Origin of the sequence: Streptomyces sp. NPDC049627 (assembly GCF_044465645.1) — a bacterium.
Lineage (GTDB): Bacteria > Actinomycetota > Actinomycetes > Streptomycetales > Streptomycetaceae > Streptomyces.
In genome coordinates, this window is record NZ_JBITLW010000012.1 from 305,170 (window position 1) to 317,541 (window position 12,372).

The window sequence follows — 12,372 nt, forward strand, 5'->3', positions numbered from 1 at the left end:
TCTTTCTATGCAACTCGTTGCATAGCAACCCTCCCCCACTCCGATGCGACGCGGCTCACCCCGGACGGCAGACGAGAAATAGGATCGCCGGCATGGCGCTGCGACCTGTGATGCTGAACGTCAAGGCTCTTGATGCCGCCTCGGTCGGCCGGTTCTGGGCCGAGGCGCTCGGCTGGAGTGCTTACAGCGCCGGCGTGACCACGTACGTCGGACCTCCCGGCGGCCTCGTCTGGCCGGACCCGGTCCACCTCGGCATCGACGTCGTACCCGTCCCTGGGCCCAGGACGACAGCGAAGAACCGTGTGCACATCGATCTCGCCACCACCTCGGCAGCCCATCGGACGGAGCTGGTCGCGCGTCTGAAGGGTCTGGGTGCGACGCCGGCCCACGGGGGCCGGGGCGCAGTGCCGTGGACGGTCCTCGCCGATCCCGAGGGCAACGAGTTCTGCGTGCTGGAGCCTCGGACGATCCACCGGGACACCGGACCGATCGCCCGGGTGGTGGTCGACTGTGCGGATCCGCGGGCCATGGCCCGGTTCTGGGGCGAGGCGATCGACTGGGCCCTGCACGAGGTGGCCGACGAACACGCGGTGTTGCGCTCCGCCAAGGGGGTCGGACCGTATCTCGTCTTCCTGCGCACATCCGGCGTGAAGACCGCGCCGGACCGCGTCCATCTCGACCTGCTGCCGCACCCCGGTGACGACAAGGAAGCCGAGGTGGCCCGGCTGCGGGACCTCGGCGCCACCGACCTCGACATCGGCCAGGGCGACGTCCCATGGACCTGCCTGGTCGACCCGGAGGGCCACGAGTTCTGCGTCCTCGCCCCGTCCTGACGCGGGGCGGTGACGGGAGCCCGACACGTGATCCCTCTGGGACATGCCGCCCCGCAGGAACTGCCGGCGCCGCAAGGCGTACCGGCCGCACAGGGCCCGCGCAGCCGGAAAGCCGGTGACGCGGCTGCAGAGCCGCGTCACCGGCCGGTTGGGACGGCCATGTACCGCCTCTGGTCCTACGACGGGACGACGTCGTCCTGCCGTACCTTCCGCGCCAGCCGTGCGCGGACCAGTGCGAAGGCCACCACACCCGCGGCCACCAGGGTGGACAGGACCACCTGGTCACGGCCGCCGCCCTCGGCGGTGTCGGTGAGCATGTAGCCCAGCACGAACGTGATCATCGCGATGGTGAGCCACGTCAGGTACGGGTAGAGCCACATCCTGACGACCAGCTTCTCCGGCGACTCCCGCTGCAGGGTCTTGCGCATCCGCAGCTGGGAGAAGCAGATCACCAGCCAGACGAACAGGGCGATCGCACCGGAGGAGTTCAGCAGGAACTGGAAGACCGTGTCCGGCCAGAGGTAGTTGAAGCCGACGGCGATGAAGCCGAAGACCACCGAGGCCAGAATGGCCGCCTGCGGGACTCCGCGTCCGGTGGTGCGGGCGAAGGAGGCCGGTGCGTCGTTACGCCGGCCCAGCGAGAACGCCATCCGGGATGCGGTGTAGAGACCGGAGTTGAGGCAGGACAGCACGGACGTGAGCACGATGGCGTTCATGATCTGGCCGGCGTGCGGGATCCCGATGGAGTCCAGTGCGGCGACGTACGAGCCGTCCTTGAGGATCGCCGGATCGTCCCAGCGCAGCAGCGACACCACGACCAGGATCGAGCCCAGGTAGAACACCGCGATCCGCCAGATGACGCTGTTGGTGGCCTTGGTGACCGCGCCCCGCGGGTCGGCGGTCTCGCCCGCCGCCAGGGTGACGATCTCGCTGCCCATGAAGGAGAAGACGACCATCAGGATGCCGGTGAGGATCGCGCCGGGTCCGTTGGGCAGGAAACCGCCGTGCGCGGTCAGGTTGGAGAACCCGGACGCCGGGTGGTCCGAACCCGGCAGCAGGCCGAAGATCGCCAGTCCGCCGATCACGATGAACGCGGCGATGGCGACGACCTTGATGCCGGCGAACCAGAACTCGAACTCGCCGTAGGAGCTGACCGAGGCGAGGTTGGTGGCGGTCAGGACCACCATGACGATCAGGGCCCAGCCCCACTGCGGGACCGCCGGGATCCAGCCGGCGAGGATCTTGGCCCCTGCGGTGGCCTCGACCGCGAGTACCACGACCCAGAAGAACCAGTACAGCCAGCCGATGGTGAAGCCGGCCCAGCGGCCCAGCGCGCGGTCGGCGTAGGCGGAGAACGACCCGGAGGTGGGATTGGCCGCGGCCATCTCGCCGAGCATCCGCATGACGAGGACGACGAGGATGCCGACGAGCAGGTAGGAGACCAGGATGCCGGGACCGGCTGCGGCGATGCCGGAGCCGGAGCCGACGAACAGGCCGGCGCCGATGACACCACCGATCGCGATCATCGACAGGTGACGGCTCCTCAGCCCGGCCTGCAGGCCGGATCGTTCTGAGGTGCTCTCGGTGGTGGTCACCGGATCTGGGGCGGAAACAGGAGGGCGTGTTGTCATCTCGGCATCCAGGGAGCAGGTGGGGACGGGAAGGGTCCGGCGGGATCGAGCGGGGTGGCCGTGTGGATCCACTGGGCGGAGCGTGCGGGGGTGCCGGGTCAGGGACGGGTGGCGATCACGGTCGCGGAAAGGGCATGGTGGACCGCGACCTCCGAGGCGGTGCCTGTCGGACCGGTCGCTCGGCGGTGGCCAGGAAAATAGTTCAGGGCGATCTAAAAAAACAAGGGGGCCTGACGCCCGCCACGGCCTCAGCGCGCCGTCCCCCCACGGGAATCCACGTCTCGCACGCGCCCTCCAGCGCCGCGGCGACGGACCGCACCGACCGGCCAGCAGAGACGCGAAACCCCAGGTCAGTCCCCTGACGGACGAGCCGACGACCCGACCCTCGCACCCACTTCGGGCCCGGTCGGACCGGGGTCTTGTTTAACTGTTCACCTTGCTCTAATTTTTCCTCCATCGCGATCCGCCAGCCCCCTCGCGACGCCCGCACAGCGCCGTCCTCCGGCTCTTCCGGGCTGATTCGGAACCTCCTTGCGAGGTCCCCCTCCCCCTGGGAGTCCCCATGCACTACACCGTGGCGTCGTCGCGGGAACCACCCGCGGTCCTGCCCACGCACCGAGCACGAGCCCGCCCGCGGGGCGGCGCACGCGGGGCAGCCGACACGGGATGCCGTCCGGCGTGACATCGAACCCGCGAGGCCGGCCCCGGCCGGCCGGACGACGTCACGTGCCGGGCCGCTACCGCGATCAGCAGGCCGTTAGGGTTGCGCCGTGGTGAATGCAGCGGGCAAGTTCGGGCCGTACAACCAGCCGGGCCCGGCTCCTGACGCCTCGGTCACCGGTGTGGGGCACGTCCGCGCGCTCCCCTTCGGGGGCCAGAGCGGATCCGACCTCGTCCGGTCGCGGATCGCACTGCGGGTACGCCTGCGAGCCGTACAGCCCGGGGACCGGTTGCCGGATGCCGGCGTCCTCGCCGAGGAGCTCGGGATCGGCGAGATCACCGTGCGCCGCGCCCTGGAGGGCATGTGCCAGGACGGCCTGCTCGACCGTCGGCGCGGCCGGGCGGGCGGAACCTTCCTGGTGCAGGGCTGGGACACCGTCGTCGCCCTCATGCACGACGCCGAGGAGGCGGCCTCCCTGGACGCCTTCCATCTGCTGCTCGAATGCGGACTGGTGGCGCACGGTTCGGGCGAGGTCCCTGCCGAACGGCTGGACGGGCTCCGCGCGCTGGTCGAGGAGATGGAACTGGCGGACGACCCGGCACATCTGGCCGAGCTGGAGACCCGCTTCCACCTGGACCTCGCGGAGGCGCTCGGCGGCCCCGGGATCCGCGAGTTCGCCGCCGATCTGCTCGGCCGTCTGTGCCTGCTGCTGCCCGCACCGCAGCCCGAGGTGGTACGGGCGCAGAACCGCCGCCACGCCGAACTGCTCGCCGAACTCGGGCGGGGGGCGACCGATCGGGCCGTGCAGGCGGTGAAGGCACACCAGCGTTCCCGGCACCACTGAAGCCGTTCGGCACCACTGAAGCGTTCTTGGCTCCACTGACGCCCGGTCCCCGCCCGCCCGACCCTCGACATCCCGCGCACCCGACACGCCACCACACCGCACGAGGAGTTGCCGCCATGTCCAGCCCCGGAGCCGGTCCGCTGTCCCCGCCGGGTCCCGTCGGCAGCACGCCGCAGCGGCTGCGCGGCGGCGTCCTCGGCATGGCGGACATCGCCGCCGCAACGATGGCCAACGTCGGACCGGCCATGAGCTTCTTCTTCGGTTTCGCCTTCCTGGCCACCACCGCGGGTGAGGCTTCTCCCCTGACCATCCTCGCCGCGGGCATCGCGGTCGCGCTCCTCGGCAACACGCTGGCGGAGTTCTCCCGGGCCCACCCCTCGGCGGGCAGCTTCATCACCTTCGTGGGCAAGACCTTCGGCCCGGTCAGCGCGGTGACCACGGCACTGCTGGCGGCGCTGGGCTACATCGTCGCGATGGCCGGCGTCATCTCGATCTCCGGCGGGTTCGTGCAGATCACCCTGCACCACTACACCGGCGTGGACCTTCCGTGGATCATCTGGACGCTGCTGCTCACCGGGCTGGCCGTGGTCCTGATGCTGCGCGGGGTCGTGGTCTCCACCAAGTGGGCCGGCTACTTCTTCGGCGCGGAGATGCTGGTACTGGTCGTGGTGTCGGTCGCGGCGCTCGTGGAACACCACGGCCGGCTGTCCTTCGACCCGTTCCTGCCCAGCCACATCAGCCACGGCTTCAAGGGCCTGGCGGCGGGCTTCCCCCTGGGGGTGTACCTGTTCATCGGCTGGGAGAACTCGGCGGCGCTCGCCGAGGAGACGGAGAATCCGCGGCGCAACGTCGGACGCGCGGTGTTCTCCTCCGTCGCGATCATGACGGTGAGCTACATCCTCTTCGCGTACGCCACGGTGACCGGCTTCGGCTACGACGTGCAACGCCTCGGTGACTCCCGCATCCCCTTCATCGACGTCGCCCACGACACCCTCGGCGCGCTGGCCTTCGTCGCCTACCTCGGCGGTCTCACGTCCACCCTCGGCGTGCTGATCGCCGGCATCAACTCCCAGGCCCGCCTGGTCTTCAACGCCGGACGCGAGGGGCTGCTCCCGTCCTTCTTCGGCTACGTCCACCCCATCCGCCGCACGCCGAACAAGGCGATCGTCACCTTCACCGCCACCGCCCTGCTCATCATCGGAGGCTGGGGCCTGGGCCACCTGCTGGGCTCGGACGGCCGCTCGATGAACCCGGTGGTCTTCTTCACCGAGTCCTCCACGCTCGGCGCCATCCTGATCCTGCTGGTCTACCTCGCCTCCAACATCGCCCTGCCGCTGTACTACCGCAGATACCGCCCGCAAGAATTCCGGCTGGTCCGGCACCTCCTCCTGCCCGCGCTCGGCACGGTGGCCATCCTGGTCCCGCTGTACTACCTCACCAAGCCCGGCCAGCCCGCGCCGTACAACTGGTTCCCCTACGCGGCGGTCGCCGCCCTGCTCGCCGCCGTCGTCTACGCCACCCTCCTGGTCCGCCGGGACCCGACCCTGGCCGAACGCGTCGGCTCCATCGTCGCCGACGCGGACTGAACCGACAGCGGCGACGTGGAAGCGCGCGCAGGGCGCATGTCCCCGCAGCGCGCTTACCCAGCGCAACACGGACCTGAAGACTGCTCGAGACGGGCGAAGGAGCGGCCCGAGCCGACGAGTTCAACGCGCAAGACAGCTCGCCCCAGCCCGAAGATCCGGACAGCGCCATCGCAGACGCGTCTCCCCGCCGGGGCACGTGGCCCTCACGGCGCTCGATGCGCTGCGAGCCGACTGACGCGGAGTCCCGGTGCGGCTGAGGGCAGGGGGAGGGACACTCAGACGTCGTAGCGCAACTCGGTCGTCGCCCGCCCCGCGGCGTTGGTGTGCACGGTGCCGTCAGGGCCTCCGATCCGCAGTCGCCAGGGGTGCGGGCTGTCGGTCGTGACGCGGAGGTGGTCTCCCTCGCGGCGGATGTCGAAGCGGGCCATCTCTCCGGGGCCGTCCGGGCGTGGGATCACGACCGTGCGCTCGGCGCCGTCGGCGAAGGCGTGCACCCGCAGTTCGACGCCGTCCGCCCATGCGGAGACCGGGTGCTGGTCGTCGGCGGCCAGCGGGACGACCGAGTCCGGGCGGGCCAGCAGCGGCAGGGTGTGGAAGCCGTGCTGCTCGCGGACCCAGCGCGGACCGGTGACCTGAGCGCCCGTCAGCACATTGGTCCAGGTGCCTTCCGGCACGTAGTACTCGACCGTGCCGTCGTCGGTGAAGACCGGGGCGACGAGCAGGTCGTCGCCGAGCATGTACTGCCGGTCGAGAGTGGCGGCGGCGGGGTCGTCGGGGAACTCCAGCACCATGGCGCGCATCACCGGGACACCGGTGGTGTGCGCCTGCTGCGCCGCGCGCTGGAGGTACGGGGCGAGACGGTGCTTGAGGAGGGTGAACTCGCGGGTGACCTCGACGGCCTCCTCGCCGTAGTCCCACGGCACTCGGTACGACTTGCTGCCGTGCAGGCGGCTGTGCGAGGAGAGCAGGCCGAACTGCACCCAGCGCTTGAACACGGCCGGGGTCGGGGTGCCCTCGAAGCCGCCGATGTCGTGGCTCCAGAAGCCGAACCCGGACAGGCCGAGGGAGAGCCCGCCGCGCAGGGACTCGGCCATGGCCTTGAAGTGGGACTCGCAGTCGCCGCCCCAGTGGACCGGGTACTGCTGACCGCCCGCCGTGGCGCAGCGGGCGAACAGCAGCGCCTCGCCCTCGCCGCGCTCCTCACGCAGCAGGTCGAAGACGGCCTGGTTGTAGAGGTGGGTGTAGTAGTTGTGCATCCGCTCCGGGTCGGAGCCGTCATGCCAGACGACGTCGGTCGGGATGCGCTCGCCGAAGTCGGTCTTGAAGCAGTCCACGCCCTGGTCGAGCAGCGTCTTGAGTTTGCCGAGGTACCAGTCGCGCGCGGCCGGGTCGGTGAAGTCCACCAGTGCCATGCCGGGCTGCCACAGGTCCCACTGCCACACGCTGCCGTCCGGACGCCGCACCAGGTGGCCCTCGCGCATGCCTTCCTCGAACAGCGCCGACTTCTGCGCGATGTAAGGGTTGATCCAGGCCGAGATCTTCAGCCCCCGCTCCTTGAGCCTGCTCAGCATGGCGGTCGGGTCGGGGAATGTCTCGTCGGCCCAGTCGAAGTCGCACCACTGGTAGGCGCGCATCCAGAAGCAGTCGAAGTGGAAGACGCTCAGCGGGATGCCGCGCTCGGCCATGCCGTCGACGAAGCGGCTGACGGTGGCCTCGTCGTAGTCGGTGGTGAAGGACGTGGTCAGCCACAGGCCGAGGGACCAGGCCGGGGGCAGGGCAGGGCGTCCGGTCAGCGCGGTGTAGCGCTCCAGGATCTGCTTCGGGGTCGGGCCGTGGACGACGAAGAACTCCAGCGACTGGTCCTCGACGCTGAACTGGACCTGGCCGACCGACTCGGAGCCGACCTCGTAACTGACCTTGCCCGGGTGGTTGACGAAGACGCCGTAGCCGCGGTTGGTCAGGTGGAAGGGGATGTTCTTGTACGCCTGCTCGCTGCTGGTGCCGCCGTCGGCCTGCCAGATGTCCACCACCTGCCCGTTCTTGACGAAGGGGGTGAACCGCTCCCCCAGCCCGTACACCAACTCCCCCACGTCCAGGGAGAGTTGCCCGAGCATGAAGTGCCGGCCGCCGGCGTCGGTGACGAAGCCGGTGCCGCGCTCGCCCACGGAGGTCAGCACCCGCCCGCCGGCGGTGAACTCCAGGTGCCAGGGCTGGGAGGTATCCACCCGGAGCGACAGCTCACCGGCGCTGAGCTCGACCACCGCGCCGTCCCGGCGTACCTTTCCGGCGTCGGGCTGGGCGCCCGGCAGCGCGAACTCGGGCCCGTGCCGCACCGAACCGGCGTGGTGGGTGGCGCGCACCCCGATCACGCCCTCGGCCGGCGACCAGCACTCGACGGTCAGCAGGGGGCTGTTGAGCGTGCCGCCGCGGCTGAGCACCTGTTTCACCGGCGCGTAGAGGGTCATCCGGTGCTCGCCGGCCCGGACGTCGGCGACCTCGGTGGCGTAGCGCGCGGTGACGCCCGGACGCAGCAGCCAGTAGCCGTCGGTGAACTTCATCGGGTGGATTCCTCCGTCCGCGCGCGGTGCGCGGTGATCAGGGCCCGGAACCAGTGGTGACTGTCCTTGGAAGTCCGGGCCGACGGTGTCGGTCTCGGCGGAGCCGTTACGTCGGGCCGCACGCGGTGCGGGACGGCGGCGACCGTAAGGGGGCGTTGGAAGTTGACGCCCAGGAACCCCAGGGAGCGCCGATCAGTTCCGGGTCCCGTACCGCGAGGCCGTGGACGACCAGCAGGTGGTGGGCAGCGGCCGGCGCGCCGCACCCCTCTTCGGCGGGCGCGGCCGCGGAGGACATGGTGCTCACAGCTCCGGTGCCAGGCCGCGCTGGTGCAGCCAGGCCAGCTGGGTGGGCGGGGTGGAGCCGCAGCCGCCGCTGTGGTCGGCGAACGGCCACACGGTCATGGTGCGGTCCTGGCCCGCGTAGTGGTTGAAGGCGGCGTAGACCGTGGAGGGCGGGCAGACCGGGTCCATCAGGCCGACGCTGAACAGTGCCGGGGCGGTGGCCCGCCCGGCGAAGTGGACGCCGTCGAAGTAGTCGAGGGTGGCGAAGGTATCCTCCACCCGGTGGCGGCTGTGCCAGCGCAGGTATTCGGTGATCTCCGGGTACGGGCCCTCACCGCTGATCTGCACGGCGCGCCGGAAGTGGCAAAGGAACGGCACGTCCGGCATCACCGCCGCGACACGGTCCCCGGTGAGGCCGGCGACGGCGAGTGCCAGGCCGCCCCCCTGGCTGCCGCCGGCCAGCACGATCCGCTGGGTGTCGAGTCCGGGCAGTTGCGCTACCGCGTCCACGGCGCGCACACAGTCGGTCATCAGCCGCCGGTAGTAGTAGTGGTCGGGCGAGTCGATGCCACGGGTCATGAAGCCCTTCACCCACTGGGTGCCGTCGCCCTCACCCCGGTCCGGGGTGTCGTGGCCCTGGCCGCGGCTGTCGACGACGAGCTGTGCGTAGCCTGCGGAGGGCCAGAACAGGTGCTCGGTGGGCAGTCCGCGTCCGCCGCAGTAGCCGATGTAGGTGACGACGACCGGCAGCGGTCCGGCCGCGTCACGCGGGCGCAGCAGCCAGGCGGCCACCGGTTCGCCCCGCCAGCCGGGAAAGCGCACGTCGTCGACCTCGACGGTGCGCAGCAGGTGCTGGGAGGTGACCCGCTCGACCTTGACCGCCTCGTCGTGCGACCGGGCTTCCGCGAGGGTTCGCTGCCAGAAGGCGTCGAAGTCCTTCGGGGCAGGCGACTCGGGCCGGTAGCCGTCGAGTTCGTCCAGACCGAAGTCCGTGAGCGGCATGGGGGCTTCCTCCGGGTGTGGCGGTGTCTGGGTGGTGGTGTCTGGGTCAGGGACGCGGTCTCAGTCGGATGTGACGAGGCTGAAGGCCGCCAGCCGGAAAGCGCCGTGCAGCGTCAGTGTGAGGTCGTGGACGCCGTCGGGCGGGGTGGCGAGCTCGGCCGTGGTGGTCGTCCAGGTGTGGCGGTCGCCGGTGACGGGCACGCCGATCCCGGCCAGCAGCCGGTCTCCGGCCCGCAGTTCCAGCCGGACCTCACCGGCCTCCGCCTCGCGGGCGGTCTCGGCCTCCACCCGGACGGCGCCGGTGAGCTCGACGCCACGGAAGAGCAGCGTCGCGGGCCGGTCCGGGTGGGCCGCGGTGACGGCGTCACCGCTGGTACGGGTGGCGTCGACGATCCCGATGTCCGTGTGATCGTCGAAGTCGACGGCCAGGGTGCGCCGGCCGAGGACCGTGCGGGGCGCGGGAGCCATACCGGTCACGGTGAGCGGCGCGGTCAGGACCGGGTGCTCGGCAGAACGGGCGATGATGATCTCGTAGTCGCCGGGGTCGACGGTGAAAGCGCCGGTGGCGACGTCCCAGTGGGCGAGCCGTTCGGCCGGCAGCCGGAAGGTCAGCTCCCGGCTCTCGCCCGGCTCCAGGCGAATCTTGCGGAAGTCGGCGAGGCGCCGGCGGGGTGCCTCGTAACGGGCGTCCAGGGCGCGGACGTAGAGCTGGACCAGTTCGCTGCCGGACCGTGCGCCGGTGTTGGCCACCGTCACCGTGATCCGGGCCTCGCCGTCCTGGGAGATCGACGCGTCGGACAGCCGCAGGTCACGGTGGGTGAAGTCGGTGTAGGACAGCCCGTGGCCGAAGGGGTAGAGCGGTGCGGCCCGGTGGTACTGGTAGGTCCAGCCGGCCTTGATGATGTCGTAGTCGAGCGGCTTCGGCAGCGGGTCGTCTCCCCGGTACCAGGTCTGCGGCAGACGGCCGGCGGGCTCGGCGTCGCCGAGCAGTACGGCTGCCAGTGCGTGGCCTGTTTCCTGCCCCCCGTGGGAGGTCCACACCACGGCGGGCAGGTGCTCATCGGCCCAGTCGACGGCGTACGGGTAACTGCTCATCACCACCAGCGCCGTCTGCGGGCGAACCGCGAACACCGTGCGCAGCAGCGCCTCCTGCGCCTCGGGCAGGGCGGTGTCCGCGCGGTCCTCTGTCTCGCGGCCGTTGATCAGCGGGTGGTTGCCGAGGACGACGACCGCGATGTCGGCCTGTTCGGCGGCGGCGCGGGCCTCGGCCAGGCCGTCGCGCACCAGCTCACGTCGCCAGTGCTCGGCGCTTTCGGCGCTTTCGGCCGTCACCGTCACCCGGCCGTCGGCGGGGTCGACGGCGGCATAGCGGCCCGTATGGCGGTTGCGCAGCAGCACGGTGTCCGGATCGCCACCGGGGGCGGGCTCCAGGAGGAAGGCTTCGTGCACGAACCAGCTCTTGATCCGTTCCTGGTCCGCCGCGAGTGAACCGTCGTCCTTGAGGCTGAGGAAGCGGCCGGTGCCGGCGTCCCGGAGGGTGAGCGCACCGCCGCCCCACTCGGCGACGTCGAAGGAAGTCCCGCACAGCAGACGGCCGTCGGTGCGCGAGCGCAGTCCGATACGGTCGACGCCCTCGACGCACACCACCTCGCCGCCGTGCTCCGTCAGGGCCGCACGCAACCCGGCCGCGACCGTGACTCCGTAGGGGAGGGTGCCGCTGTACCAGTCCTCGCAGAGCATGTCCGCGAGCGGACCGATGACCGCGACGCGGGGTGCGCTGCGCGGGGCCATGGGCAGCAGTCCCGCGTTCTTGAGCAGCACCACCGACTCGACCGCGGCGCGCCGCGCGAGGCCGCGGTGTTCGGGACAGTCGATCACCTCGGGCCCTATGGTCGCGTACGGGTCGAGGTCGGGGTCGAACTCACCGAGCCGGAAGCGCAGTTGCAGGTGGCGCCGGGCGGCGCGGTCGATGTCGGCCTCGTCGATCAGGCCGCGGTCCAGCGCCTCGCGCAGCCGGCCGATCACGGTCGTGCTGTCCTCGTTCTGGTCGGTGAAGCTGTCGATCCCGGCCTTCAGGGCGGCGGCGTGGCCCGAGGCGTGGTCGTCGAAGTAGTGCTCCGGGTCGACCAGATTGGAGGGGGCCTCGGCATCGCTGACCACGAACAGCTCGTGACCGGTCGGCTGTGCCCAGCGCCGCAGTTCCGCCTCGATGAGCGGGCTGACATGGCAGGGGCGGCCGTTGACGAGGTTGTACGCCGCCATCGCGCCGGTGGCCGCGCCGTCGGCGACGACCGGGCGGAACGCCGCCAGGTCGTACTCCTGCAGCACGCGGGGCCGGACTCCGGAGGAGGTGACACAGCGGTCGTCCTCGTTGTTGTAGGCGAGGAAGTGCTTGAGCACCGGCGCGGCGCGCAGGTAATCCGGGTGGTCCCCGGCCAGGCCCCGGCAGTAGGCCGTCGCCAGCCGCGCGGTGTGCAGCGGGTCCTCGGAGTAGCCCTCCTCGTTGCGGCCCCACCGCGGATCGCGCAGCAGGTTCACCACGGGCGCCCACGCCTGAAGGCTGTTGGCGCCGGATCCAGAGGCCGTCGGGCGGTGCCGGTGGAAGGCGCGCATCTCCACCGACACGGCCGTGGCGACCTCGTGCACGAGGTCCTCGTCCCAGGTGGCGCCGAGCCCCACCGCTTGCGGAAAGACGGTGGCCTCGCCGAGCCAGGCCACGCCGTGCAGTGCCTCCGTGCCGGTGCGGAAGGAGGCTACGCCCAGGCGCTCGACGGACGGCGCGTACTGGTGCAGCAGGGCGATCCGCTCGTCGAGCGTGAGCCGTTGCAGCAGGTCGTCGACGCGCTTGCCCCAAGGGAGCGCGGGATCGCGGAACGGCAGCCGGTCGGCTTCGGACGGGAAAGCAGAACCCACGGGAGGAACCCCTCGACGAACGGGAGTGACATGAGTCGACGGAAGGAATTGGTGAAGCGCTT

8 protein-coding genes are annotated in these 12,372 nt (G+C 70.9%); 3 read left to right on the forward strand and 5 right to left on the reverse strand.

Annotated elements, in window-relative coordinates:
• Positions 1 to 92 precede the first annotated feature (92 nt).
• Positions 93 to 833: a VOC family protein gene (locus ACIBU0_RS31285; RefSeq protein ID WP_398825113.1), complete on the forward strand. Its 741-nt coding sequence runs from the start codon at positions 93 to 95 to the stop codon at positions 831 to 833.
• A gap of 176 nt (positions 834 to 1,009) precedes the next feature.
• Here the strand turns inward: ACIBU0_RS31285 and ACIBU0_RS31290 are convergent, their stop codons facing one another.
• Complete coding sequence (locus tag ACIBU0_RS31290; protein WP_398825115.1) at positions 1,010 to 2,464, reverse strand: amino acid permease; 1,455 nt, start codon at positions 2,462 to 2,464, stop codon at positions 1,010 to 1,012.
• A 770-nt stretch (positions 2,465 to 3,234) separates the two neighbouring features.
• Here ACIBU0_RS31290 and ACIBU0_RS31295 point away from each other — a divergent pair.
• Together ACIBU0_RS31295 and ACIBU0_RS31300 are read left to right on the forward strand one after the other, a co-directional pair.
• A complete protein-coding gene (locus ACIBU0_RS31295) occupies positions 3,235 to 3,969 on the forward strand; it encodes a FadR/GntR family transcriptional regulator (protein WP_398825117.1) in 735 nt (244 codons plus the stop codon).
• 116 nt (positions 3,970 to 4,085) lie between these two features.
• The gene (locus ACIBU0_RS31300; RefSeq protein WP_398825119.1) at positions 4,086 to 5,555 is read left to right on the forward strand and encodes an APC family permease; all 1,470 of its coding nucleotides are present in this window, start codon (positions 4,086 to 4,088) and stop codon (positions 5,553 to 5,555) included.
• Positions 5,556 to 5,830: 275 nt separating this feature from the next.
• Here ACIBU0_RS31300 and yicI read toward each other — a convergent pair whose 3' ends face one another.
• From yicI to ACIBU0_RS31320, 4 genes are all read right to left on the reverse strand, one after another.
• The gene (gene yicI, locus ACIBU0_RS31305) at positions 5,831 to 8,113 is read right to left on the reverse strand and encodes an alpha-xylosidase (protein ID WP_398825121.1); all 2,283 of its coding nucleotides are present in this window, start codon (positions 8,111 to 8,113) and stop codon (positions 5,831 to 5,833) included.
• Positions 8,114 to 8,219: 106 nt separating this feature from the next.
• Complete coding sequence (locus ACIBU0_RS31310) at positions 8,220 to 8,417, reverse strand: hypothetical protein (RefSeq protein WP_398825123.1); 198 nt, start codon at positions 8,415 to 8,417, stop codon at positions 8,220 to 8,222.
• Positions 8,414 to 9,397: an acetylxylan esterase gene (locus ACIBU0_RS31315; protein WP_398825125.1), complete on the reverse strand. Its 984-nt coding sequence runs from the start codon at positions 9,395 to 9,397 to the stop codon at positions 8,414 to 8,416. Before ACIBU0_RS31315 ends, ACIBU0_RS31310 begins: the two co-directional genes overlap by 4 nt.
• 60 nt (positions 9,398 to 9,457) lie before the next feature.
• Complete coding sequence (locus ACIBU0_RS31320) at positions 9,458 to 12,310, reverse strand: glycoside hydrolase family 3 C-terminal domain-containing protein (RefSeq protein ID WP_398825127.1); 2,853 nt, start codon at positions 12,308 to 12,310, stop codon at positions 9,458 to 9,460.
• Positions 12,311 to 12,372 lie beyond the last annotated feature (62 nt).

Excerpts from the sequence above, each read along its gene's own strand:
- ACIBU0_RS31285 (WP_398825113.1), top strand. The coding sequence starts at position 93 with ATGGCGCTGCGACCTGTGATGCTGAACGTCAAGGCTCTTGATGCCGCC.
- ACIBU0_RS31290 (WP_398825115.1), bottom strand. The coding sequence starts at position 2,464 with ATGACAACACGCCCTCCTGTTTCCGCCCCAGATCCGGTGACCACCACC.
- ACIBU0_RS31300 (WP_398825119.1), top strand. The coding sequence starts at position 4,086 with ATGTCCAGCCCCGGAGCCGGTCCGCTGTCCCCGCCGGGTCCCGTCGGC.
- yicI (WP_398825121.1), bottom strand. The coding sequence starts at position 8,113 with ATGAAGTTCACCGACGGCTACTGGCTGCTGCGTCCGGGCGTCACCGCG.
- ACIBU0_RS31315 (WP_398825125.1), bottom strand. The coding sequence starts at position 9,397 with ATGCCGCTCACGGACTTCGGTCTGGACGAACTCGACGGCTACCGGCCC.